Consider the following 24,385-nt stretch of genomic DNA (forward strand, 5'->3'; position numbering starts at 1 on the left):
TGTAAAGCGGCACAAAAATACGTTGTAAACTTTACTTGTCCAAATTTTTATTGGCTGCCAGATTGATTATTTTTTCGGCGGCACGTTCTGCTGCACCTGCTCCGCCCAATTGATGGTGTAAATTGCGGTAATCTTCTTGTATTTTTTCATAATATTCGGGATTTTGCAGCAATTCCAACAAAGCGGCTTTCATGTTGTGTGCCGTACAGTCTTTTTGTATGAGTTCGCGCACCACCATTTTGTCCATAATCAAATTTACCAACGAAATAAAACGAACTTTTACTAAGCGTTTGGCAATGGCATAAGAAATCGCACTTCCTTTGTAACAAACCACTTGCGGCACTTGCCAAAGTGCTGTTTCGAGCGTGGCAGTACCCGATGTAACGAGTGCGGCTTTGGCATTTTTCAGTATTTCGTAGGTTTTTCCGATAATGATGCGCACATTGGGTGGCGGATTAAAGGCGGTGTAGTGGCTTTCGCCAAAAAGGGCAGTGCCGGCAACAACAAATTCCTCCTGCGGGAGTTGGGCGGCGGTGTCGAGCATCAGTGGCAGCATCGTGGCTATTTCCTGCTGGCGGCTACCGGGCAACAAAGCGATGGGGGCAGCATCGGTGGCGTGGTGCGGCGATGTCTCAATGGCATCTAAAAGCGGGTGCCCGACAAAATGTGCGGTGATGCCGTAACGCTGATAGAATTCGGGTTCAAAGGGCAAAATAGCGAGCATCAAATCCACTGTTTTGCGCAGGCGGTGGGCGCGCGAGGGTCGCCACGCCCATATTTGCGGAGCTACATAATAAGCCACCCGCAGCCCTTGTTTGCGGGCAAAATCGGCAATGCGCATATTGAAACCCGGATAATCAATAAGAATAAGCACCGCAGGCTGATAGGTGATAATATCTTTTTTGCAAAAGGAGAGATTGCGTAAAATGGTGCGCAAATTTTTTGCAACTTCCCAAAAACCCATAAAAGCGAGTTGGCGATAGTGTTTTACGGGGGGAGTTTGTGCCGCTTGCTCCATCAAGTCGCCGCCCCAAAAACGAAATTCGGCGGCGGCATCGCGGCGGCGCAAGGCTTTGATAAGGTTAGAGCCATGTAAATCGCCGGAGGCTTCGCCGGCTATGATGTAGTATTTCAAGAAGATATAACAGTAATTATTAATCGTAAATCTATATAATTTATTTATTAGCTGTATAATTAAAAGATTTTAAAAATATTAACAATGTGTTATTTTTTTATTGTGCATATAAATACAGTATTGCTTTTTTATTGCGTGAATAATATCTCATAGTAGGATTTTTATCCTCTTTATAAGGAGTAATAAGAAAGATTAAATCATTGCTACTGTGTTTAATTTCTTGGGAATTATCTCTACATTTATTTGTTGTATAGAAATACTCAGGGCTCAATATTAACATATCTTGTTCTATTTTATAACATCCTGTAATAGTCTTACTACTCTCAAAAGAATCTACTTCGTTTAATACCTTCGTCTCAAAAGTAAAGCATTTTTCTTTATCTAATCGTATTACCTTAATTCCCCAAGGAGAAGCAAAAGTAATAGGCATTTCTGAGCGTAATAGATTATCATATTGTATGCCGCTTAATGAAGAAAGCAGAAATATTAAGAAGAAATTTTTCACGATACTACCCTCCCAATAAAGAATCCCAATAATAACCAATAACAAAAAAAGCTACTGCCATAGTAGCATACATCGTGCCACGCAATGCCAGATGGCGTTGTTGGCGCGTAAATATTTGTATGGGAATAATATTGAATAAAATGCTCACAATCGCCAGAAATTGTGTGCGAAATCCCTGAATGTTGCTGCCGTTGAGCGAAACAAACACTTGATTGAGCAGGTTGAGCAATATAAAAGCAGCTATCGGTGTGGCAATGCCCACCAAAGTGCCGTTCACCGAAGTATCTTTGGAATCGTTCATCATCATTGTAAATAAAGTATTATTTTTTGATATGGTATTGATAAATAAAATATTGTGCCGTTGGTTGTATGCTGTAAAAAAAAGATAAACAAAAATAGCACAATCAGCGGCGAGGTAAAAAAAGTTTCACTTTGCCCTTTTTCCTATCGTGGAAATAATATGTTGCGCCACGCCACCAAAAAGCACAGCATAGAAAGCACGGTAAATATATAATAGCGGCTCTCGCGCTCGTTGAAGGTACTGCTTTCAAAATCCTTCTTTTGCTGTTTATCAAGTTCGGCGGCGATAGCGGTAAAATTATTGTTCCACGCATACAAAGGGTAGTAAGTTCCTCCGGTAGTTTGAGCCACTTCACGCAAAGTTTTTTCAGCCAGCCTCGTGTGCACCACTTGTCCTTCATCGTCCAATTTATCGCCGATTTTTCTGCCGTTTCGTATTTCCGGAATCGTAGCTCCCTCCGGTGTACCCACGCCGAAGGTATAAATCAAAATATTATTGTCGCGGGCGTTTTGGGCAGCTGCTACTGCATCTTCGCCGTGGTCTTCGCCGTCCGAAAACAACAAAATAACTTTGCCTTGTGTGGCATCTTTATCAAAATTTTCTGCCGCCAAATCAATGGCTTCGGCGATAGCAGTACCCTGAGTGGGCATTTGGTCGGGTTGCAAAGCACTCAAAAACATACGCAAAGCATTATAATCCAACGACAAAGGCATTTGCAGATAAGCAGTGCCGGCAAATACCACCAACCCCAAACGATTATTGCTCAGATATTGCTGTTCCAACTGCCTTATAAAAGCCTTCGCACTCTCCAAGCGATTGACAGGTGTAGCATCTTCGGCAAGCATACTTTTTGATACATCAATGAGCAGCATCACATCTATTCCCTGCCTTTTGATAGTGGTTTGTTTGGTACCCCACTGCGGATTGGCGAGCGCGATAATCAGAAAAAAAAGCCCTGCCAACCACCAAATCATATTGCGCGGAATATAGTTTTGGGAGTTGGCAGGCAGTAGCTGTTCTATTAAAGTTGTATCGCCTAATAATTCGGTATCACGGCGGCGGCGTTTTTGAAAATAATACCACAGCACCGCCCACAAAGGCAGCAGCCATAATAATTGTAAAAAAATACTTTTTTCAAAATGCAACATATCACCGCCGCAACAAATTTTTATTGATACAAAACAGATAGAGAATTCTTTTTTTTATTCTTCTAACCAAGGCAAAATACTCAAACCTACTTCTATATAGGAATAAGGATAAATTAAATCTTTTTGCGCCAGATTATAAGCTGCCGACAAGCGATAGCGTTGCTTTATGGCATAAGAAGCCGAAAAAGAAGCCACATATAAGGGGTCTTCTACTTTGTAGGTGAAGCCCAAACCAAAAGTTCTTTTATAATGCGCCAACACGGTGAGTTCTGCCACGGTAGCAGCCATCGGGTAGCGTCCTACTGTATTGTTGTTGATGGTGCTGATGCCCAAAAACTGACGAACCAATGCCTGCGGTTGCAATAACAAATTATCGTCTAATTCCCAATCATAACACAAAGAGAAATAGGCTTTTTTATTGAATTTAGCCCCCAACGCAGATATTGTATTGCCGTTGAAATAAGGTGCGCTGTAATATTGAAAAGTGGGTTCGTTGAGGTTAGAAAATGCCGCTCCGAAAGTAAAACGCTTCCATTTAAGCATCAAACCCGCATCAAAAGCTGTTCTGAAATAGCGTTCTGTTTCGGTATTTATAGGAAGTGCCGTTCCGTTAGGTCCATTTTTATTGGCATAATGGATTAATCCGGCATTGACTCCTATTTTTGCAATGGTATTTTCACTGAAATCAAAATTAAAAGCTCCCAGCAAGCCAACGCGATACTGTTGTGTTTTTAAATCGTCATCATAAGAGAATAAAGAGCCGGTAAGACCCAAAGTCATGTTGGTAAGTACTTCGCCCTGCAACATAAAATCAGTAAAAAGCGGGCTGTGGCGGTCGTTGGACACAAAGCGCGTATTGAGCTGCGCCCACGCTTGATCGGGTTCTCCGCCGAATGCCGGATTGTACAAAGGCATCAAATAAAAATATTGTGCCGAATGTGGAAAGTCCTGAATAGTATTTTGTGAAAAAACAGGCAACTGCTGCCACAATATACTAACGATAAAAAAACTGAAAGTGTGTAAAATTTTCATATAAAAAAACAAAAAAATGAAGACTACAAAGGTAGTTTTTTTGAGTGATTTATTTATAAAAATCGGTTTTTCCATTTGGGGTGCGGCAGCATACAGGTTTCGGTTTTTCCGAAAAAACGATAGCGGTGGCGGGCTATTATATCATAAACGGCATTGCGCCATGCTGCCGGAATAATTATAAACCCATACAGAATTTTCCATCCGCCGCCCAAAGTTCGTGCGATGCGCAGGGCAGCATCTGATTTTTGATAAGCGATATTTTTTTCTATTAAAATAAAAGAATCAAAATGATGCAGGGGCAGTTGGAGTTGTTGCAGATAATGTTGTCCGGTGGCAGATTGCAGCGAAGCAAATACAAATTTTCCCTGTCGGTCGTGGCGCAAGATAAATTGTACTACACCATTGCATAGGTTGCACACACCATCGAAGAGCAGCAAATGTGCAGGTGGTGCGGGAGCGAAATCAGGAGGAGCGGTATTTTCTGTGTTGAACTGCATAAAACCAAAATAAAGACAACAGCATTGCAGCACTCCAAAACAACAATAAATAATAAGTATTGTTGTCGGTGGGCGGTATGGCGATGTATAAAAAAACGGAAATACTCAGCAGACGCATATATTCGGAGCGTGCAGCCCAACTTTTATTTTCCATCAAAACGCCTACGTTCATAGTTGCCCACACAGGCGGTATTGCCAATAATATTTTTTGAAAATTGCTCAAATGGGGTGCAGCAAACAAAAATCCCGAAGCACCGACAAGCAGTAAAATATATTGCGCCAGCAAATAATAATTGAGAGCTTGTGGATAAGCGGGATTGTATTTGTGTTGTTGTTCGGGTGTGATGGGCTGCACCTGATACGAGCCGCCCAAAGTAGCAGGTCGCCACCCGGGTTTGTCGAGGAGCAAACGGATTTTGTCGCCCAAAGTGGGCATCAACTGCCATTCTTTTGCCAAATCGAGGTAGTAGTCAAAATTCGCCCACACCGGATTCCAACTCGCCAAAGGTTTGCTCACGCCATAGACCACCGGAGCAGCCTCCGCCTGAAAAGTGCCGAACATACGGTCAAAAATAATGAAAGTGCCGCCGTGATTTTTGTCTATATATTCGGGATTTACGCCGTGATGCACGCGATGATGCGAAGGCGTATTGAAAATATACTCAAACCAAGCGGGCATTTTGTTGATGGCTTTGGTGTGTATCCAAAATTGATACAGCAATTGTATGGAACTGATGAATATAAATGCCAGAGGCGAAAATCCCAGCAAGGCTAAAGGCAAATAAAAAAATACCGAAACAAAACCCTGAAATGCCGACTGCCGCAGTGCCACCGACAAATTATACTCTTCGCTTTGATGATGTACAACGTGCGTGCCCCAAATAAAACTGATTTCGTGGGCATAGCGATGAAACCAATAATAAAAAAAATCGACACCGAAGAGCAACAGCACATAGCTCCACCACTGGTCGGGAATGGTGAGCAAGCGATGATATTCGTACAAATAAATGTATAAACCTATCAAAAGTGTTTTTGCCAATACACCCACAATTTGTTGCACAATACCGCAACTGATATTACTCAAAGCATCGTTGAAGCGATACAGTTCGGTATGCGACATTTTTTGTATCATCAGCTCTAATCCTATCAGCAGAAAAAAAACAGGAATAGATAGCGCAACGAGGTCTATCATACAGCGCGAAAATGTTTTTTATAAGCCAAGATACATTATATTTTGCTGAAATTTGAAAAAAAATCTTTTTTTGATACAAATATTATTGCTCTATATATTCTTGATGAAAGCAAATAAACAAGAAAAAAACGTTATATTTACCATAACAAAATACATTGGAAAGCATTTGTTTTTTTTCAATATTCTTGTGCCAAAACCGTTTATCATTTTACCAAAAACATTTTAACCGACATTATAAAATAAAAATATGGCTTTATCTGATGAATTAAAATTGGCTATTACATATTTGCCCGATAGCGAAAAAAACAAACTTTTGTTTCGTTATATTGCCAAAGACGACAAAATGATCAGGAGGCTCACCTTTGAATTATTGGAAAAAAGGGAAACCATTGAAAATCGCATACAAAAAGTGTATGCCCTTATTGATAAAGAACTGCCCACAACCGAGAAGTTTTATTCGCCGGGTTATTTGTTGATGGATATGCGCTCCATCAACGCCCGCATCACCGAGCATGCACAAACCACCAAAGACAGCGTAGGAGAAATACAACTCACTGTGTATATGCTGGCAGAGGCTTTTCGGCGGCACGGCTTGGCACTCGGCGGTTTTAGCAGAGATCGCTGTTTTACTTTTTCCTCTTATATTATCAAGCGCATACAAATTATTGAAAAAAAGATAAAAAAAATGTCTCCAGAGCAACAGAGCATTTTTATCCACGAGCTGAACGAGCTGATGGATTATGTGTGGACTTTTGAACATACCGAAAAACTTGCCAAATTTGAAAAACTGCCGCGTTCTTTTTAAACGCTCTTATGCAACAGGTATCTTAATCATCAACAAAAAATATCCATAAATCAGATATGTTAAAATATTTTTTTATCGTGTTGAGCTTTTTATGTTTTGTACAGTTGTCGCTTTCTGCCCAAAAAAATGCCGTGCCGCCCAAGGCTTATAAATTTTTTGAACAAGCTAACACTGCTTATTTAGCAGAAAAAAAAGCTGAAACCGAAACTGCTTTGCTCAAAGCCGTCAAGGAATACCCCGATTATTATGAAGCGTTCAAACTGTTGTCGAAGGTGCAGGCGGAGCTTAATAAATTGCCGGAATCCAGAGAAAATGCCCTCAAAATCGCCGAGATGAAACCCGAAGAGGCGCACCACGCTTATAATCATATCGGAAAAACCTATATGGTGGAGCAAAATTATCCCGAAGCCATTCGTTATTTTCAAATGGCGATAGACCACAAAACCGCACCGCCCAAAATGGTGGAGGAACTGAATGATAAGATAAAAGCGTGTAATTTTCGCTTAGATGCCAAACGCGGCAAAGCTCCTTTGAAACTGATGAGTTTGGGAAAAAATGTCAATACACTGCAAGATGAATATTTGCCGACTTTCACCGCCGATGCTTCCCTGCTGCTTTTCACGCGGCGCGTAGGTAAGGGCGCAGCTCAAAAGGAAGATTTTTTCTATTGCCAGCAGGATACTTCAGGTGCTTATTTGTACGATACCGCTTACAGCCTTGGCGAGCCTATCAATACCGAATACAGCGAAGGTGCATTGAATATTTCGGTTGATGGAAAACGCCTCTTTTTTGCTGCTGCCGACCGTAAAGGTGCAGAGGGCGGTTTTGATATTTATTATTCGTATCGTGTAGGCGATGAGTGGGTAAAACCGAGCAATATCGGCACTCCTATCAACACGCCGGCTTGGGAGTCGCAGCCTTGCCTGTCGGCAGATGGAACAGAATTGTTTTTTTCATCTACCCGCCCGGGCGGCAAAGGTGGTCGCGATTTGTGGGTGAGTCGTCTTAAAAACAACGCTTGGCAACAACCCGAAAATTTAGGAGAAGCCATTAATACGGCTTTTGATGAGCAGTGCCCTTTTTTGCACCCCGACGGAAAAACGCTTTATTTTTCTTCCAAAGGGCATATAGGAATGGGCGATGCGGATATTTTTAAAGTGACACGCTCCATAGACGGCAAATGGGGCAAGCCCGAAAATTTGGGCTATCCTATCAACACCGAAAACAACGAAAATAGCTTGGTGATAACACCGGACGGCAAATACGGCTTTTTCGGTTCAATGACGGACAGTGCGGGCATTGATTTGTTTTATTTTGAATTGCCGCAAGCAGCACGCCCCGAATTTGTTACTTATGTAAAAGCGACCGTAGTAGATGCCGCCACACAAAAGCCGCTTGCCGCCGAAGTAGAAATTATAGATTTGGGTAGCAATATCGCCACTGCCCGCAAAATGAGCGATGCCACCGATGGTACTTTTTTGGTGACTTTGCCGGTGGGTAAAAATTATTTGTGCAATGTTCAAAAAACGAATTACGCTTTGTATTCTGCCAATTTTGCTTTGGAGAAAGTGGACTTTCAGCAGCCCTACGAATTAAAAATTGCTTTAGAACCATTGCCACAGGTAGGTACTCCCGCACAAGAAACACACATTACACTGCACAATGTATTTTTTGCCAGCAATTCGTATCAATTGCAAACAGCTTCTTTTATAGAATTGGATAAAATGGTGGATTTGCTGAAAAAAAAAAGCGGTTTATCGGTGCAAATTATAGGGCATACTGATGATGTTGGCGATGATGCAGCCAACTTGGCATTGTCGGAAAATCGCGCCAAAGCCGTTTATGAATACTTGGTACAAAAAGGCATAGCTGCTGCTCGCTTGCAATACAGCGGCAAAGGCGAAAGCCAACCTATCGCAGACAACAGCACGGAAACGGGGCGTGCTCAAAATCGTAGAACGGAGTTTATTTTAAGAGAAAAGTAAAAGAATGTACTGCGGATAAACAAAAAATCCCCACAGAAGAATATGCTCTGTGGGGATTTTGTTTGTCCGTTTTTGTTTTCTTAAACTGCGGCTATTGCCGGAGCCGGCATATCAAAAGGGCGTGTACCTATGAGCCTCTCTAAATCTGATTTAAAAATAATTTCTTTATCCAATAATTCCTTCGCTACCAAAATCAATTCTGCTTTTTTGGCAGATAATAAACTTTTGGTGCGCTGGTATGCCGAATCAATCAGTTTGCGTACTTCCTTATCAATTATTTCGGCAGTAGCTTCGGAATAGGGCTTATCAAAAGTATATTCGGCTTGTGCATCATAAAATGATACATTACCCACTTGGTCGTTCATTCCGTAAATTGTAACCATCGCGTATGCCAATTTGGTAATGCGTTCCAAATCGTTTTGTGCGCCGGTAGATATTTTATTGAAAATAATATCTTCTGCCACACGTCCGCCGAGTGTCATGCACATTTCGTCCAATAATTGCTCGGTATTGTACAAATACTGTTCTTTGGGCAAATACTGTGCATATCCTAAAGCCGCTACACCGCGCGGCACAATGCTCACTTTGAGTAAAGGGTCGGCGTGTTCCAAAAACCAACCGCAAATGGCGTGTCCGGCTTCATGGTGGGCGATAATTTCGCGCTCTTCGGGCGATATAATTTTATTTTTCTTTTCCAAACCGCCGATAGAACGGTCTATGGCATCTTGAAAATCTTTCATATCCACCTGCGATTTGTCGCGGCGAGCAGCAATCAAAGCGGCTTCGTTGCATACATTGGCAATATCCGCACCCACAAATCCCGGTGTTTGTGCTGCCAACTTTTCGCCATCAATATCAGGAGCAGTTTTGATGGGTTTGAGGTGTACGTTGAAGATTTTTTCGCGTGCTTTGAGGTCGGGGCGGTCAATGGAAATGAGGCGGTCGAAGCGACCCGGACGCAACAACGCCGAATCCAACACATCGGGGCGGTTGGTGGCAGCAATCATAATTACTCCTTTTTCGCCGCCGAAGCCGTCCATTTCTACCAACAATTGGTTTAATGTATTTTCGCGCTCATCGTTGCCGTGCATAGCATTTCTGCCGCGTGCCCGACCGATGGCATCTATTTCATCAATGAAAATAATGCAAGGTGCTTTTTCGCGTGCTTGCTTAAACAAATCGCGTACCCGCGAAGCTCCCACGCCCACAAACATTTCTACGAAATCGGAGCCTGAAATAGAGAAAAAAGGTACTTTGGCTTCGCCCGCCATTGCTTTGGCGATGAGGGTTTTTCCGGTACCCGGGGGTCCCACGAGCAAACAACCTTTTGGTATTTTGCCCCCCAAAGCGGTATATTTTTTCGGATTTTTCAAAAAATCTACCACTTCCATTACTTCTTCTTTAGCTTCTTCCAAACCGGCAACATCATCAAAGGTTATATTTACCGCCATATCTTTATCAAAAAGGGTGGCTTTTGATTTTCCGATGTTAAAAATTTGTCCGCCTGCACCGCCCATCGTATTGCCCACGCGCCGCATCAAAAACACCCACAGCCCCACCAAAATAAGAATAGGCAGGATATAGCTGATAAAACCGGCACGCCAGTCGGTGCGGGTTTCATAACGAACACCGACAAATTCTTTGTTGTTGAGTTGTGTTTGTATGGTTGCCAGTTGCTGCTCAAAAGCATCAATAGAGCCTATCTCAAATTGATAGTGAGGTCCCATATTGGGAGCATTGAGGCTATTATGTGCTACATCTTGATATTGAGGCTGTGAGAGTGCCGCTTCTTTTAAGAACACTTCTACCAACTCCTTATTTACGATGGTAACTTTACTGACATCGCCATTGGGAAGCATTTCTCTGAAAAATTTTTGTGGCTCAATGACTTTTACCTGATGCTCAAAAGGGGAGAACATCAAAGCTAAAAAACCCAACACGACAATAGCATATACCCAATAATAATTGAATTGTGATTTATTGTCGCGATTAGACGGGTCTGTATTGTTGTTGTTATTATTATTATTTTGATTCAACATTTTAAATATTCAAATTACAGGCTTGCAGCATTTTTCAATGTACAACAATTCAATTTAGGGATATTTTGTTCAATAAAAAAATAATTTTCAAAATTATTTTTGCGATTTAGTGCCACGAATATGTATTGCAGCAGCAGGCGGCGGTGTATCGTAATTCGTTGTTACGGCATCACTCCACAATTCTTCCAATTGATAAAAGTCTCTTTTCTCTTTCAAAAATATATGAACAACGACTTCTATGTAATCCAAAATGACCCACTCACTGCCGCGTGTGCCTTCTACGCTGAAAGGGTTTTCGCCAAATTGTTTTTTTATTTTTTCTTCTATGCTACCGGCGATACCGCGTACATGTGTAGTAGAAGTTCCTTCGCAAATCACAAATTGTTTACAAACGGCATCGGGAATATGACTTACATCTAAACATACAGTATGAACGCCTTTTATATCCTGAATACCTTCTATAATAAAAGGAAGGTAAGGGCGAAAGATATGCAGAGGAGGGTTGGGCTAATTTTTTTGCTTTCAATCAGTTATAATACGTTTTTATTATTTTGATAAAATAGATAGATATAACACTTTCAAGTGCTAAATCGTTGATGAAAAATAATTATTTTTTCGGAAACACGAATATTTTTACAACCACAAAGTAAAATGATATGTATAAGCTTGGCAAAGATAGACTTTTTATTGGAAATTATTGGAAAGAATATGACGAAATAACCTCTACCAATGATGTGGCTTTACAGGCTATTGATGTGCCGGAAGGTGCGGTATTTTGGGCTAAACGGCAAACGGCGGGACGTGGGCAGCGCGGTAGTTGCTGGCAAAGCAAAGACGGCGAAAATGCGACTTTCAGTGTGGTGTTGTATCCCAAATTTCTGCCGCTTTCTGCTGCTTTCCGCTTGTCGGTGGCGGTGGCGGTGGGCATACGCGACAGTTTGGCGGAGCTATATCCCGAAACGACTCTTTTTATCAAGTGGCCGAATGATATTTATACGGCAGGAGGAAAAAAAACAGGCGGTATTTTGCTGGAAAATATAGTAGGCAGCGGCGGGAATTGGGCGCGTTGTGTGGTAGGTATCGGTATCAATGTCAATCAGCGCGATTTTGGGGAGGCGTTGCCCTATGCCACTTCGCTGTACATAGAGAGCGGCATACAACAGGAACTTCTGCCACTCATACAAAATCTTTGTGCGGGTATAGAAGCACGCTATCTGCAACTCAAAGCGGCGGCTTGGAATACTGTACTGGCAGATTACTATGCGGTTTTGTGGGGCTATCAGCAGTGGCTTTTTTTTGAGCGCAAGCGCGACAATACTGTATTCAAAGGAAAAATAGAAGGTGTTGATGCACAGGGAAAATTACAAATAACTGTACTCAATGGCGGCATAGAAGCATTTGACGTGAAAGAAATTGTATTTCTTCATTTGCAGCAATAAAAAATGTCAATCTATATGAATATAGATTGACATTTGGAAAAAAGGGTGGATGATGGGGTTCGAACCCACGACCAATGGTACCACAAACCACTACTCTAACCGACTGAGCTACACCCACCATGTTAAAATTGCGATGCAAATGTACTGTTTTTTTTAATTTTTACAAACAGAATCAAAAAAATACACGATATTTTATAAAAAAAACGCTTCTCTGTGCGTGCAAAAGTATGGCAGATAACGAGCATACCGTATAAGATGGAAGCGAAAGAAAAAAATTATGAAAACTGAACCGCCGAAGTAGCTATAATTTCGCTGTAAAAAGACTCGTACAAAGGCACGATATTTTTTTGGTCAAAACGCTGTGCCTGTTCCAAAGCATTGCGGCTGAATTGTTGCAATAAATCTTCGTCTTTGAGCAGGGTCACTGCGTCTTTTGCCATTGCTTCTATATCGCCTACTTCGCGCAAAAAACCCGTCACGCCGTGTATATTTACTTCGGGAATACCACCCGCATTGGACGAAATAACGGGTACTTCGCAAGCCATCGCCTCCAAAGCCGCCAATCCGAAACTCTCACTCGCCGAAGGCAACAAAAACAAATCGCTCACCGCCAGCAAATCGCCGATAGCATCTTGCTTGCCCAAAAAACGAACATCTTCGCAAATGCCCCAGTCACGGCACAGTTTTTCGGCTTTTTGTCGCTCCGGTCCATCACCTACCAGCAACAATTTGGAAGGCACTTGCTCGCGCACCTTATAAAATATATGCAACGCATCATCTACACGCTTCACTTCGCGGAAATTGGACGTATGAATGAGGATTTTTTCGCCGTTGGGGGCAATAGCTTTTTTGAAATGATTTTTATCTGATTTTTTAAAAATATCTAAATCTATAAAATTGGGTATCACTGCAATAGGGCGGCGAATGGAAAAAATATCAAAGGTTTGTTGGCGCAAACTCTCCGACACTGCCGTTACTCCGTCAGACTGATTAATAGAAAACGCCACCACCGGTGCATAAGTGGGGTCTTTGCCCACCAAAGTAATATCCGTACCGTGCAAGGTAGTAATTACCGGAATATGAATACCCGCTTCGCGCAAGATGCTCTTAGCTAAAAAAGCCGCCGATGCGTGCGGAATGGCATAGTGTACGTGCAATACATCTAATTTGCTGAATTTTACGGTATCTACCAATTTGCTGGCGAGGGCGGTTTCGTAGGGCGGATACTCAAATAAAGGATAATCGGCAAAGGTGACTTCGTGAAAGGTGATATTTTCGTAGAAATGAAATAAACGGAAAGGTTGTTTATAGGATACAAAATGCACATCGTGACCTGCCCGTGCCAAAGCAATGCCCAATTCGGTAGCTACTACGCCGCTCCCACCGTAGGTAGGATAACAAACAATTCCAATCTTCATATAAGAGTATATCTTTTTTTGCAGGGTGCTTTGTTATAAAGAAAGCAGAGGTTTAAAATTGCGGAAAAGCCGGTTTGTTGGCTAAAATGTTTTCTACCTGTGCTGCTACATCTTCAGTATAAAGCAATTTTTTATCCAACACTTTCAGGTTGTCGCTCAGATGCGATAGTTTGGAAGCTCCTAAAATAACCGTACTCACATTCGGATTGTGCAAACACCACAGTAGTGCCAACTCTGTCATAGTAAGCCCTGCCTCGCTGGCGGTTGCTGTAAGGCGGCGTACTATCTCTAATCGTTTTTCGGTGAGTTCGCGGTCGCGCAACCACTCTAATCCGTCCATACTCAGGCGTGTGTCGGTGGGAGCGGCATCGTTGTATTTTCCGGTGAGAATACCAGAAGCCAAAGGCGACCAAATCGTAGTACCCAAGCCGAAATTTTTGTACAATTGGTTATATTCTACTTCAAAACGCTCGCGATGAAACATATTGTATTGCGGCTGCTCCATTAAAGGAGGAATGAGGCGATAGCGTTCGGCGGCGGCGTGGGCTTCGGTAATTTCCTGTGCCGACCACTCCGAAGTACCCCAGTACAATACTTTTCCTTGTTGTATCAAAATATTCATCGCCCATACGGTTTCTTCAATAGGCGTATTTTTATCGGGGCGGTGACAAAAATATAAGTCCAAATACTCTACATGCAGACGGCGCAAAGCTTCGTGGCAGGCTTCGGTGATGTGTTTGCGGCTCAAGCCCGTCATATTGGGGCGGCGGTCGCCTCTGCCAAAAAATACCTTGCTACTCACCAAATAACTGCTGCGATCCCAGTTCGTTTTTTTCAAAATGCGCCCCATCACGCGCTCGCTTTCGCCTTGAGCATAAATTTCGGCATTATCAAAAAAATTGATGCCCGATTCGTAGGCTTGTACCATTAGTTGTTCAGCGAGTTTATCTTCTATTTGCTTGCCAAAGGTGAGCCACGAACCCAATGATAATTCGCTGACCAATAAGCCTGACTTTCCGAGTTTGCGATATTGCATAAAGACAAAGAGTATATGATTTTTTTTAAAAATATAAAAAATAAATATGCACGGGCATAAATATTTAAAACCCATAACAATACAATACCATTTAAAGTTTTGTTTCAAATGCAGGTTTTTGATAAATGCTATGCCTTTTCTATTTTAATAATAGCAGCAATTTTGCCTACACAGCAGAAACAAATAATCAATTTCAAAATTTGTATTTACGCGTATCAACGATATTTTTTCAGCATACGCTCCACATCTTTTTTGGCTTCGCGGTCTTTAATGGTATCGCGTTTGTCAAAACTTTTCTTTCCTTTGGCAAGGGCAATTTCTATTTTTACCAAGCCTCGCTCCGAAATAAACATTTGCACCGGAATAATCGTAAAGCCTCGCTCTTTGATTTTTGCTTGCAGGCGGCGTAGCTCTTTATTTTTTAACAACAATTTTCGTTCGCGCAAAGGCGCGTGGTTGGCATAATTCCCAAAGGAATACTCAGCAATGTGCAGGTTTTTTAGCCACAATTCCTCTTTTTTAAAGTAGCAATAAGCATCGCTCATATTGACACGCGCCAACCGCACCGATTTTACCTCAGTGCCGGTGAGTACAATACCTGCTTTAAAAGTTTGTACCAAAAAATACTGAAAATCTGCTTTTTTATTGTTGGCTACAATATCATTATTCAGTTTCAATTGCTTCATCTTATATAATTGTGCTGTTTTTCAAGTTTCAAAAGTACATGAAATGTAGCGGGCTGTAGAAAAAAATAATGTTTTTTGAAAAACATTCTCTAATATCTGTTTGCTGAAAGAATATGATTGAACGTGCTATTCCTTATCATAAATTATATAATACGTTGTGATAAAGTAAGTTATAATGTATAATTTTAGAAAAAAGTGTTTTTTTTAGGCTAAAATATATGCTGTTATCCAAATATACCCTACATTTGTAGATGTGTGATAAAATAAATAACAAGCAACTATCTATTTTTTTTCACAAAACACCTCTTTCTATTGAGAATGAAAAAAAACTTATTGTTTTTATTCGCTTTGTTGGCTTCTTTTTACAGCCAAAAGGCGTGGTCACAATGTGCTGCGGGTGCCTTGTATCAGGGAGCAGCCGCTCCAACCTCCGGTTGTACGATTGTTACAGGTACTACTTGTGCCTTTGACAACGAATACACGCGTTTTTGGGGCTTGACCATCGGACAAACCTATAATGTAGGTAATTGCACGGCTATTACAGGTACTGACGGCGGTGCTGCCGGTACGGATTTAACTGTACGCAACGGCGGTACCGGCAGTGGTACAGTCGCAGGTTTTGTTTCTACTACTTCCGGCGGTGCTTGTTTGAGCTTCGTAGCCGCCGATGATACTGTAACCGTTCAAGTAAATGATCCGGGTTGCCTTAGTAGCTCTAACTGTAACTCTATAAAAATAGAGTGTCAATCTTGTGCACCTGCTTGTCCTGTTCCTACTACCTTATCTTCAACCGCAATTACAGGAACTGGTGCTACGCTGAACTGGGTAGCTCCTGCTGTATGCCCTCCTAGCGGCTATCAGGTGGAATATGGTGTTACCGGCTTTACGCAAGGCAGCGGTACTATTGTAAACGTAAATGGAGCTACTACCACAACTTTAACAGGTTTGGCTTCTGCTACTACTTATCAGTTTTATGTACGTTCCAATTGTGGTTTAGGTACCTATAGTACTTGGGTAGGTCCGAGCAGTTTTACTACGCTTTGTGGTACGCTAACGCCTACTTATACTCAAGATTTTGCTACTTATTTGCCAACTTGTTGGACAGAAGCCGCCGGAGCTATCAATGCTACTCCTACCGGTACCAGTTCTGCTTGGGCTGTTGATGGTTTTGCCAATGTGGGTACTACGGGTGCCGCCAGACTTAATATTTACGGCACTACTGCAGCCAATGACGAATGGTTGATTTCCCCTTCCATTGATTTGGGAACAACTACGGATTATCGCTTGAAATTTGATATGGCTTTGACTGTATATGCAGGCACAGGTGCTACCACTTTGGGTGTAGATGATACTGTAGCCGTGTTGATTTCTACCAACGGCGGCACTACTTGGACAGTATTGCAAGGTTGGGGTGATGGACAAACGATTTCCAATACCGGACAAAATCAGGAATATGATTTATCTGCTTATACCGGTGTGGTGAAATTTGCATTTTTCGGCAGCTCTACAGTAGCCAATGCGGACAATGATTTGTTTATTGATAATTTTATTGTAGATCCTATTCCGCTTTGCGATTATCCTATTAGCCTCACCGCATCTAATGTTACAGCTACTTCATTTGATATTTCTTGGGGAGATAGTAATACACCTCCTTCCACTAGTTTCCGTATTCGTTGGGGGCTTGCCGGTACTTTTGACCCATTAACGGGCGGTGGTACTTTAATCAATCCTGCTACCAGCCCTACTTCATTTACGGGTCTTACTCCGGGTGCTTCGTATGATGTATATATCCGTGCTGTATGCGGAACACCTACCAGCACTTGGGCTTTGATTACGGTAGCTCTGCCGCAGCCCAATGATGTTGCTTGTTCTGCCACTGCCTTGACACTTGATGCACCTCCTATTTGCCAAAATACAGCCGTTGCCAATAGCACCGACCCTCCTTCTTTTGGTTGTAGTGGAGCCAAATAATACCTTGTGGTATTCTTATACGCCTGCCACTAGTGGGGTTGTTCAAATAGTTACTTCTATTCCGGCTGCTCCTGCCAATCCTTTAGATGGTTGGTTGGGTGTATATGATGTTACAGATTGCGCTACCACACCTGTATATACAGAGATTACTGATATTGTTCTTCCTAATGGTTGCTATAATTTTGGTACTACCAACGGAGCAGTTGATACTATTTTAACCAATTCGCTCACTGCCGGCACCACTTATTATTTTATGATAGATGGCTTCTCTGGTGATATAGGGGAATATTGTATTTCTATTCATCCGTTCACTGGTTGTTTAGACCCAAGCAACTTGTCAGCTGCCTCTACCAGTTCCAGCAGTGCAGATTTATCTTGGACAGCAGGTAATACAGAAACACTTTGGAATATCCAATGGGATACTACGGGTTTTGCTTTGGGTAGTGGAACTATTGTAAATGGACTTACAAGCACCTCTTACTCATTAAGCGGATTGACAGCTTGTCCACAACAATATAGTTATTATGTACAAGCAGATTGCGGCGGCGGTAATGTTAGTGCTTGGGTAGGTCCGTTTACTTTTTCAACAACCGCACCTCCTAACTGCGCTACTGCTCCTGTTATTACTTGCGGTTCTCCTGTAACTGCCACATTAGAGGGTATTTGCAGTGCCTGGGATTTTGACGGTACTTCTCCTGCCAATTCTTGTGGTTATGCCACACCGGGTGAGGAGTTGGTGTATAAATTCACTGCACCTTTGAGTGGTGATTATACTTTTGAAGTAACAGCATCTACTACTAACGGATGGATAGATTATTTCTACAAAGAATCTTCTCTGGGTTGTGATGCTCTCAACTGGACTTGTGTTAGCGACCAGTTTGGTGTTGGCGTAATTGGTACGGCAACTTTAGTGGGTGGTACTGAGTATTTGATTTTGTTAGATGCAGAAGGTACTACACTTCGCGACCATACTTTCCAAATTACCTGCCCTGCTCCTACTTGCGGTGGTTTGCTCACCATCACACAAGCTGTTGATGGCACTTACAGCACAGGTGGTTTGTATGAATCAGATACGATTTGGGCTTCTAATACTGTAACTGTGCCTACTGCCGATACCATTACTTTTGATGCGTTGAACTTTATTGATTTACTCACCGAGGGTACAGCAGGTTTCCAAGCTACAGTAAGCGGTACAGGTATGTTTGAGGCAAAAATCGTAGATGGTTGCGGTCCTTTGTTCAAAGTGCTGACCAAAGAAGACCAAACTACCATTGAAAAATTGGAAAATGCAGCTAATGGTTCAAAAGGTTTTGCGATGACTATTGCTCCAAATCCGGTGCAAGGCATTACTAATATCACTTTTAAATCAAAAGCTACTACCGAAATGCTGATGGAAGTATTGGATTTGCAAGGTCGTAAAATAGCGGTGCTTTATAACGAAGCATTGCAAGGCGGCGAAGAATATCAAATCCGTTTTGATACTTCTAACTTGCCAAAAGGTATGTATATGATTCGTTTGGTGGGTGCTGACGGCTCTACCGAACTCCAAAAATTGATTGTTCAATAGTTTTTTTTGACGATTAAACTTTTTTGATACTAAACAGGCTGCCTTTTTCGGGCAGCCTGTTTTTTTTATATTTTTGCGGTTGCCAAATTGTTTTTTTTATGGCATCTGATTATTTTGATTTTAAGCAATTCAGGGTGTATCATCATCAATGTGCTATGAAGGTGGGCACTGATGGAGTGTTGCTGGGTGCTTTGGCGCAGGTGCCGCCGCAGAGCAAAAATATTTTGGATATAGGCACAGGAAGTGGGCTGATAGCTTTGATGCTGGCACAGCGTACCTCACATTATTTTACCGACTGCCGCATTACCGCTTTGGAAATAGACGAAGCCGCCGTCGCACAAGCTGCCGACAATGTTGCCAACAGCAGGTGGCGGCACAGAATAGAGGTGATACAGGGGGATTTACAGCATTTTCAGGCAGTGCCACATTCTTATCATTGTATTGTTTCTAATCCGCCGTATTTTAATCGTGCGCTGCACTCTCCCGATACGGCTCGCAGCAGAGCACGCCACGCCGACAATACTTTATCGCCCGATATGCTCCTGACCCGAAGTGCGCTGTATTTACACCCGAAAGGTGTGATTTCCTTTATTATTCCAAGTGAATATTTAAAAATTTTTCAGTACGAAGCCGAAAAAGTGTCACTTTATCCACAGGGTTATATTTATATTTATACCAAAAAAAATACTGCACCAAAAAGAATAATACTGTTTTTTACATTTCAAATGCCCCCCAACCCTCCAACACAACAACATTTAATCATACACAATGAAACATTGACTTATAGTGAGGAATTTGTGGTCTTATTAAAAGATTTTTACCTGCACTTTTGATTTTTTATAAATACAAAGACTCCTTTGTGACAATAATCGGTATGAAAAATAGTTGTGTATATGCGCTGAAAGTTGCATCTTCGCTGTTCCAAAATCAATGGTTTCCTATCCGCAATACTCTGTTTTTCTTACCCGTCAACAACTTCGGCTTACTTATACTACACAAGGCGATTTGCACTTGCCTGTGTTGTTGCTGATACACGGATTGGGTAGCTATCAGGGGGCTTGGTATCGTAATTTGGAGGGTTTGAGCGCACATTTTCATTGTATCGCTTTGGATTTGCCCGGATATGGAGCTTCGGATAAAAGAAATTTTGTACCTTCTATGTCTTTTTATGCGCAAGTGTTGAACGATTTTTTGCTCGTCCTGCAACTGCGCCGAAAAATAACGCTGGTAGGACATTCTATGGGAGGGCAAATAGCTTTGTGGGCGGCGTATTTGTTTCCTGATTTGTTTGATAATTTGGTATTGACCGCACCGGCGGGCTTTGAAAAATTTAACGAACTCCAAAAAATATGGCTGCGACAAACCTATGCCGCCTCTTTTGTAGAGCATAGCTCGGAGGCGCAAATACGGCATAACTTCGCACTTAATTTTTATCATCAGCCGCCGGAGGCAGAAACGATGATACAATACCGACTGGCACAACGTAAGTCCGCCGATTTTTTAGACTATTGCGCCATCATTCCGCAGAGCGTTGCTGCGATGCTCGCCGAGCCGCCGCTTCATTTTGTGAAAAACTTGCAGCAACACACCTTGTTGATTTTTGGAGAAAAAGATAAATTTATTCCCAACCGCTTGCTCAATCCATTGGATAATACTCCTGCTTTGATGCGCCGTGCTGCTGCTTTGCTCCCTTCGTGCGAGGCGCATTTGATTCCAAATTGCGGACATTTTTTGCAATTTGAACAACCGACGGTTTTCAACAACTTGTTGATACAGTATTTATCGGAGATAAAAAAGTGAATAATATTTTTTTAGAAAAAATATTATTCCTGAGCCTCTTTTTTTGCTGCTTTTTTACCAAAGCGCACCACCAAATCAATATAGGGAAAACCGATTTTAAATATATCGTTGGCAACTTCGCGGTTGTAAATAAAGCCCAAATCTACGGTGAGATTTTCACCCATAATGCGACCGCCGTAGCCCCACAAGCCCTTCAAACTGCCTTCGATGGGCAAAAACCAGTTTTCGCTCACCAAACCGAGGCGTTTGCTTACGCGCGTCATACCGCTCACCGTTAATATAGGCTGATTGGCTATTTCATCATTCACCCAGCCATAGCCCACACCCAAAGACATATTATGCTCGTGAGAGCCATAGGTGAGTAAACCGTAGCCGATACCCAAACCATTGAGTTCAAAATCGCGCTCCGATGAAAATATTTTGGAGTTGATGTACAATACGCCACCGCCTGCTGCCCATTTGCCGCCCAAAGGAAAACCCAATTTGGGGTTGAGCATAAAAATAGGCTCGCCGTTGATGAGCGAAATTAATTCTATACCGCCACCAATAGTAAAATAATTAGTGATACCGTAGTTAAATGTATTAATGATCAAGTAAGTATTTTGATAATACGACTCTCCTTTTTGTAGGCAAAAAGCAGTGGGTCCGAAAAAATAGCGGGTATAATTGGGATTCGGAAACCATACTTGTCCGGTTTTGCTTAGTACACGTTTTTCTATTGTTTTGATGTCGCTGCGCAGCAAATCCAAAATACCGGCGGTTTTGGTTTGGAGTTGTATTTTATCCTCTTTTTCCGAAACGATTTTTCCCTGATACACCGAACCGTCTTTCATCATTACTACCGTTACCGAATCGCGCAAAGTTGATGTGTCTTGTGCTTTGATGCTGACGAAGCAGCACTCTATCAGTAGACATATTATAAGTGCAAATAGTTGTTGTATTTTCATTTTGTTCAATAAAGATGGATAGTGAATAATAAATAATACAAAAGTATAGAATACTTTTTGAGGCTGCTATATTGCTTTTTTTGTCGGTAATTTTTTAATGAATGATTATTTTTTTTATATAAATAATGTGCTTATCCATATCCATAATTTGTGCTGCATAGCAGCCTGTTGCGAGCATCAGCGACCGACTTTCGTATGGTTGCAGAAAAAATGTTTGCAATAAGCGTCCGTTCAAATCGTACAAATGTAATTTCGCTTTTGTATCATCTTGCCAAGAAAATAAAACATTGTTGTTTTTGTTTTGGAAAATATGAAGCGGTGCCGCAGACTCAACTGTCGTCGGCAAAGCGGCGGTAGTGTCGTTTGGAGCAGTTGCTTGCAATGTAAGTGTAACGGGTAAATGGTCGGACATGTACCAGAGTGCGTGCAGTATATCTTCCGAAACAGGATTATCGCCGCCGGCACAATTAATAATATCCTGATTATAGCAAGTGCCGTTGTTGCCCAAAGCTTTGTATGTTTCGTTTTGATAATGCAGCGGAGCAGCACTGCCGCCGTTTAGCAAAGTTTCGGAGAGTAAAACAAAATCAAAGCGGTCGTCTATACCGCCGCTTGCTCCATCGCTAAAACCACTGCTGCGCGTAGATTGCGTATAAATAGCGGTGTTCGTAAAAGAAGCACTTGCCCAGTTGGGCGTATTGATGGGGTCTTGCAGGGTGTTGTCGCTGTTGCCGCTATCGGCGAGCAGCCACTGATAAGCTGGTTCGCTGCCGCTGTATAGATTAAAATCGCCCGCTACCAAAATGAGGCTTTGAGGCGGGAGCTGGTGGGCGTGTTGGCGCATTATTTTTGCCATTTCGAGGCGTATTTGCTGATTTTCAGTGCCGCTTGACGATTTCAGGTGTGTGACATAGCAATGCAAAAAAACGCTGTCGGCGGCAGGGCTGTCGCGCCAGTACAGCTTAAAATAGTTGATGTCACGATAAAGGGTGAGCAGTGTTTCCTGTGCTGCAATATCAAAATGCTCACCATTCACGATGATGTTCTGTTGTAAACGCCAACTCGTATTATCGGGGTCGGAAATTTGTGGAATATATACTCCGGCTTGGTACGATGCACCCAACACCGCCTGACAAGCGGCAAGTGCTTTTTGTAAGCCTTCTTCGCTGCGCAACTCCTGCACCAAAAAAATATCAGGACGATAATAGTTCAGAATTTTAGCTAATGTGTCTTCTCTTGCGGCAATGTCGCCTTCGGGAAAAGCAAGCAAATTGTAGCTCATCACTTTTATATCTGTAAGCGATTGTGCCTCTGAATGCACAGACATCAACTCTGCTATTATTATCATCACGCACACCGCTATGCGGCGACACCACAAATATTTCATCTTCTTTTTATTAAAAATTTATTTTTTTATCTGCACAAAGCTACTGTTTTTAAGCATTTCTTTAAAAAAAACACTGACGGCACTACTTTCATTTGAATTGATGACGAATTTATATATTTATATAAAAACAAAAACGGTGTGGAACTTCTCAAAAAGAAATTCTACGCTATTATTGTCCAGTAAAAATTATTTTTTTTACGGATTAAAAAATTGTCATAAAATCAAGTTGTTGTTGCGGCTGTTTTTTCTTCCAACATCGCCAAACGCAATTCGTTGAGTGCAATAGTTGCTGCCAATTGTATATTGATGTCGCGGTGGGTATAAAGTTGGTGCTTTTTGGTTTGAATACCCTGTTGTGGTGTAGCGATTGCCATAAATACCGTTCCTACGGGTTTTTCGGGTGTGCCGCCGTCGGGTCCGGCAGTGCCACTGATGGCAATGGCATATTGTGCGCCGCTGTTTGCCAGTGCGCCCTGCGCCATAGCAGCTACACAGGCGTGGCTCACTGCCCCGTGCTGCGCAATAATAGCGGGAGCTATGTGTAGTATTTTGATTTTCATTTCGTTGGAATAAGCAACAACACCCCCCCAAAAATACGCCGAACTGCCCGCCACCGAAGTAATTTTTTGTGCCACCGTGCCTCCTGTGCAGCTTTCTGCCAGTACCAGCAGGGCGCGGCGCATTTTGAGTTGCTCGCCGACTACTTTTTCCAACGTGGTATCTTCCTGTGCAAATATAATATTTCCCAATTGCTCAGTGATGGCGTTGGCGAAGCGTTGTAGTTCGGCACGCCAATAGCTTTCGTCGTTGCCGTTGGCGGTGAGGCGCAATTTTACCGTTCCCAAAGAAGGCAAATAAGCCAATTTGATGGCAGTCGGCAAAGCATCTTCAATGTCTTTTATTTTTTCGGCAATATAGGTTTCTCCCACACCTGCTGTCATCAAGGTATAATGAAATACGTTTTTTTCTGTTATCTGTTTTTGTAAAAAAACGCCCACTTCGCCCTCCATAAAATGCTTCATTTCGTAGGGTACGCCGGGCATAGAAATTACTTTTTGTGTACCGATTTCCCAACACATAGCGGGTGCAGTTCCTTTTTTATTTTGGAAAATAATTGCATTATCGGGCTGGTGTGCCACATTTCGGGAAGCATCGGTAATGCTGCGCCCGCGTTGGGCATATAGTTGTGAAATGTGTTGTAAAACATCTTCGTTCAGCACCAAATTTCCTTTAAAATAGCGGGTGAGCGTAGCTTTTGTAATATCATCTTTGGTAGGACCCAAACCACCTGTTATCAGTACCCAATCGGCGTGCTGCAAGCTATGTTGTACGGCAGCAATGATGGCTTCGGGGCGGTCGGCAACCGAGAGCATTTCTGCTACAGCCACGCCCCAAGTTTGAAGGCGTTGGGCAATATATTGCGAGTTGGTATCTAATATTTGCCCGATAAGAATTTCGTCACCGATAGTAATGATAATAGCTTTCATAAATGTTT

Annotated in this window: 22 protein-coding genes and 1 tRNA gene; 7 read left to right on the forward strand and 16 right to left on the reverse strand. The window is 42.2% G+C overall.

The features are described from left to right. Positions 1–31 precede the first annotated feature (31 nt). The 7 genes from lpxB to IPL35_08410 all read right to left on the reverse strand — a co-directional run bounded on the left by lpxB (position 32) and on the right by IPL35_08410 (position 5,807). Positions 32–1,135 carry a lipid-A-disaccharide synthase gene (gene lpxB / locus IPL35_08380; GenBank protein ID MBK8443418.1) on the reverse strand — a complete coding sequence of 368 codons (1,104 nt, stop codon included), beginning with the start codon at positions 1,133–1,135 and terminating at the stop codon, positions 32–34. A gap of 97 nt (positions 1,136–1,232) precedes the next feature. Beyond that, the gene (locus IPL35_08385; protein ID MBK8443419.1) at positions 1,233–1,565 is read right to left on the reverse strand and encodes a hypothetical protein; all 333 of its coding nucleotides are present in this window, start codon (positions 1,563–1,565) and stop codon (positions 1,233–1,235) included. A gap of 79 nt (positions 1,566–1,644) precedes the next feature. Beyond that, positions 1,645–1,947, reverse strand: a complete 303-nt coding sequence (locus IPL35_08390; protein ID MBK8443420.1) for a hypothetical protein — start codon at positions 1,945–1,947, stop codon at positions 1,645–1,647. A gap of 137 nt (positions 1,948–2,084) precedes the next feature. Next, on the reverse strand, positions 2,085–3,089 hold the full coding sequence (locus tag IPL35_08395) for a VWA domain-containing protein (GenBank protein ID MBK8443421.1): 1,005 nt from the start codon (positions 3,087–3,089) through the stop codon (positions 2,085–2,087). A gap of 54 nt (positions 3,090–3,143) precedes the next feature. Beyond that, positions 3,144–4,121 (reverse strand): type IX secretion system membrane protein PorP/SprF, encoded by a 978-nt coding sequence (locus IPL35_08400; protein MBK8443422.1) that lies wholly within the window; start codon positions 4,119–4,121, stop codon positions 3,144–3,146. 53 nt (positions 4,122–4,174) lie between these two features. Then, on the reverse strand, positions 4,175–4,618 hold the full coding sequence (locus tag IPL35_08405) for a thiol-disulfide oxidoreductase DCC family protein (protein MBK8443423.1): 444 nt from the start codon (positions 4,616–4,618) through the stop codon (positions 4,175–4,177). Continuing rightward, a complete protein-coding gene (locus IPL35_08410; GenBank protein ID MBK8443424.1) occupies positions 4,584–5,807 on the reverse strand; it encodes a sterol desaturase family protein in 1,224 nt (407 codons plus the stop codon). The genes IPL35_08405 and IPL35_08410 overlap by 35 nt, the downstream gene beginning before the upstream one ends. 250 nt (positions 5,808–6,057) lie before the next feature. On the opposite strand from IPL35_08410, the gene IPL35_08415 reads away from it, so the two are divergent. Together IPL35_08415 and IPL35_08420 are read left to right on the forward strand one after the other, a co-directional pair. Continuing rightward, the gene (locus IPL35_08415) at positions 6,058–6,615 is read left to right on the forward strand and encodes a hypothetical protein (protein ID MBK8443425.1); all 558 of its coding nucleotides are present in this window, start codon (positions 6,058–6,060) and stop codon (positions 6,613–6,615) included. Positions 6,616–6,671: 56 nt separating this feature from the next. Further along, positions 6,672–8,600 carry a PD40 domain-containing protein gene (locus IPL35_08420; protein MBK8443426.1) on the forward strand — a complete coding sequence of 643 codons (1,929 nt, stop codon included), beginning with the start codon at positions 6,672–6,674 and terminating at the stop codon, positions 8,598–8,600. A gap of 80 nt (positions 8,601–8,680) precedes the next feature. On the opposite strand, the gene ftsH is transcribed toward IPL35_08420, so the two are convergent. Both ftsH and rsfS read right to left on the reverse strand, forming a co-directional pair. Next, positions 8,681–10,639, reverse strand: a complete 1,959-nt coding sequence (gene ftsH / locus IPL35_08425; protein ID MBK8443427.1) for an ATP-dependent zinc metalloprotease FtsH — start codon at positions 10,637–10,639, stop codon at positions 8,681–8,683. 93 nt (positions 10,640–10,732) lie between these two features. Beyond that, positions 10,733–11,134, reverse strand: coding sequence for a ribosome silencing factor (gene rsfS / locus IPL35_08430; GenBank protein MBK8443428.1), 402 nt, complete (start codon positions 11,132–11,134; stop codon positions 10,733–10,735). A 161-nt stretch (positions 11,135–11,295) separates the two neighbouring features. On the opposite strand from rsfS, the gene IPL35_08435 reads away from it, so the two are divergent. Beyond that, positions 11,296–12,078: a biotin--[acetyl-CoA-carboxylase] ligase gene (locus tag IPL35_08435; GenBank protein MBK8443429.1), complete on the forward strand. Its 783-nt coding sequence runs from the start codon at positions 11,296–11,298 to the stop codon at positions 12,076–12,078. 44 nt (positions 12,079–12,122) lie between these two features. Here IPL35_08435 and IPL35_08440 read toward each other — a convergent pair. The 4 genes from IPL35_08440 to smpB all read right to left on the reverse strand — a co-directional run bounded on the left by IPL35_08440 (position 12,123) and on the right by smpB (position 15,218). Continuing rightward, positions 12,123–12,196: transfer RNA gene (locus IPL35_08440), tRNA-His, on the reverse strand. Between the two features lie 157 nt (positions 12,197–12,353). After that, entirely contained in the window at positions 12,354–13,496 is a 1,143-nt protein-coding gene (gene bshA / locus IPL35_08445; protein MBK8443430.1) for an N-acetyl-alpha-D-glucosaminyl L-malate synthase BshA, read from the reverse strand. 52 nt (positions 13,497–13,548) lie between these two features. After that, the gene (locus IPL35_08450; protein ID MBK8443431.1) at positions 13,549–14,532 is read right to left on the reverse strand and encodes an aldo/keto reductase; all 984 of its coding nucleotides are present in this window, start codon (positions 14,530–14,532) and stop codon (positions 13,549–13,551) included. 215 nt (positions 14,533–14,747) lie between these two features. Beyond that, complete coding sequence (gene smpB / locus IPL35_08455; GenBank protein ID MBK8443432.1) at positions 14,748–15,218, reverse strand: SsrA-binding protein SmpB; 471 nt, start codon at positions 15,216–15,218, stop codon at positions 14,748–14,750. Positions 15,219–15,536: 318 nt separating this feature from the next. Between smpB and IPL35_08460 the strand changes: the two genes are divergently transcribed. The 4 genes from IPL35_08460 (at position 15,537) to IPL35_08475 (ending at position 20,556) form a co-directional block, all read left to right on the forward strand. After that, positions 15,537–17,189: a fibronectin type III domain-containing protein gene (locus IPL35_08460; GenBank protein ID MBK8443433.1), complete on the forward strand. Its 1,653-nt coding sequence runs from the start codon at positions 15,537–15,539 to the stop codon at positions 17,187–17,189. After that, positions 17,110–18,756 carry a T9SS type A sorting domain-containing protein gene (locus IPL35_08465; GenBank protein MBK8443434.1) on the forward strand — a complete coding sequence of 549 codons (1,647 nt, stop codon included), beginning with the start codon at positions 17,110–17,112 and terminating at the stop codon, positions 18,754–18,756. The genes IPL35_08460 and IPL35_08465 overlap by 80 nt, the downstream gene beginning before the upstream one ends. A gap of 98 nt (positions 18,757–18,854) precedes the next feature. Beyond that, positions 18,855–19,589, forward strand: coding sequence for a methyltransferase (locus IPL35_08470; protein ID MBK8443435.1), 735 nt, complete (start codon positions 18,855–18,857; stop codon positions 19,587–19,589). 97 nt (positions 19,590–19,686) lie between these two features. After that, positions 19,687–20,556, forward strand: a complete 870-nt coding sequence (locus tag IPL35_08475; protein ID MBK8443436.1) for an alpha/beta hydrolase — start codon at positions 19,687–19,689, stop codon at positions 20,554–20,556. 23 nt (positions 20,557–20,579) lie between these two features. On the opposite strand, the gene IPL35_08480 is transcribed toward IPL35_08475, so the two are convergent. The 3 genes from IPL35_08480 to IPL35_08490 all read right to left on the reverse strand — a co-directional run bounded on the left by IPL35_08480 (position 20,580) and on the right by IPL35_08490 (position 24,377). After that, a complete protein-coding gene (locus IPL35_08480) occupies positions 20,580–21,503 on the reverse strand; it encodes a hypothetical protein (GenBank protein ID MBK8443437.1) in 924 nt (307 codons plus the stop codon). Positions 21,504–21,597: 94 nt separating this feature from the next. Further along, complete coding sequence (locus tag IPL35_08485; protein ID MBK8443438.1) at positions 21,598–22,890, reverse strand: endonuclease/exonuclease/phosphatase family protein; 1,293 nt, start codon at positions 22,888–22,890, stop codon at positions 21,598–21,600. Between the two features lie 221 nt (positions 22,891–23,111). Next, positions 23,112–24,377: a competence/damage-inducible protein A gene (locus IPL35_08490; GenBank protein ID MBK8443439.1), complete on the reverse strand. Its 1,266-nt coding sequence runs from the start codon at positions 24,375–24,377 to the stop codon at positions 23,112–23,114. Positions 24,378–24,385: the final 8 nt, after the last annotated feature.

The sequence above is a fragment of the Sphingobacteriales bacterium genome, from assembly GCA_016711285.1.
In the GTDB taxonomy this organism is placed as follows: Bacteria; Bacteroidota; Bacteroidia; order Chitinophagales; family UBA2359; genus JADJTG01.

Bases quoted from the DNA above. Each gene is read 5' to 3' on its own strand.
- IPL35_08385 (MBK8443419.1), bottom strand. From the start codon at position 1,565: ATGCCTATTACTTTTGCTTCTCCTTGGGGAATTAAGGTAATACGATTA.
- IPL35_08390 (MBK8443420.1), bottom strand. From the start codon at position 1,947: ATGATGATGAACGATTCCAAAGATACTTCGGTGAACGGCACTTTGGTG.
- IPL35_08395 (MBK8443421.1), bottom strand. From the start codon at position 3,089: ATGTTGCATTTTGAAAAAAGTATTTTTTTACAATTATTATGGCTGCTG.
- IPL35_08400 (MBK8443422.1), bottom strand. From the start codon at position 4,121: ATGAAAATTTTACACACTTTCAGTTTTTTTATCGTTAGTATATTGTGG.
- IPL35_08405 (MBK8443423.1), bottom strand. From the start codon at position 4,618: ATGCAGTTCAACACAGAAAATACCGCTCCTCCTGATTTCGCTCCCGCA.
- IPL35_08415 (MBK8443425.1), top strand. From the start codon at position 6,058: ATGGCTTTATCTGATGAATTAAAATTGGCTATTACATATTTGCCCGAT.
- IPL35_08420 (MBK8443426.1), top strand. From the start codon at position 6,672: ATGTTAAAATATTTTTTTATCGTGTTGAGCTTTTTATGTTTTGTACAG.
- ftsH (MBK8443427.1), bottom strand. From the start codon at position 10,639: ATGTTGAATCAAAATAATAATAATAACAACAACAATACAGACCCGTCT.
- IPL35_08435 (MBK8443429.1), top strand. From the start codon at position 11,296: ATGTATAAGCTTGGCAAAGATAGACTTTTTATTGGAAATTATTGGAAA.
- bshA (MBK8443430.1), bottom strand. From the start codon at position 13,496: ATGAAGATTGGAATTGTTTGTTATCCTACCTACGGTGGGAGCGGCGTA.
- IPL35_08450 (MBK8443431.1), bottom strand. From the start codon at position 14,532: ATGCAATATCGCAAACTCGGAAAGTCAGGCTTATTGGTCAGCGAATTA.
- smpB (MBK8443432.1), bottom strand. From the start codon at position 15,218: ATGAAGCAATTGAAACTGAATAATGATATTGTAGCCAACAATAAAAAA.
- IPL35_08460 (MBK8443433.1), top strand. From the start codon at position 15,537: ATGAAAAAAAACTTATTGTTTTTATTCGCTTTGTTGGCTTCTTTTTAC.
- IPL35_08465 (MBK8443434.1), top strand. From the start codon at position 17,110: ATGCACCTCCTATTTGCCAAAATACAGCCGTTGCCAATAGCACCGACC.
- IPL35_08470 (MBK8443435.1), top strand. From the start codon at position 18,855: ATGGCATCTGATTATTTTGATTTTAAGCAATTCAGGGTGTATCATCAT.
- IPL35_08475 (MBK8443436.1), top strand. From the start codon at position 19,687: ATGGTTTCCTATCCGCAATACTCTGTTTTTCTTACCCGTCAACAACTT.
- IPL35_08480 (MBK8443437.1), bottom strand. From the start codon at position 21,503: ATGAAAATACAACAACTATTTGCACTTATAATATGTCTACTGATAGAG.
- IPL35_08485 (MBK8443438.1), bottom strand. From the start codon at position 22,890: ATGAAATATTTGTGGTGTCGCCGCATAGCGGTGTGCGTGATGATAATA.
- IPL35_08490 (MBK8443439.1), bottom strand. From the start codon at position 24,377: ATGAAAGCTATTATCATTACTATCGGTGACGAAATTCTTATCGGGCAA.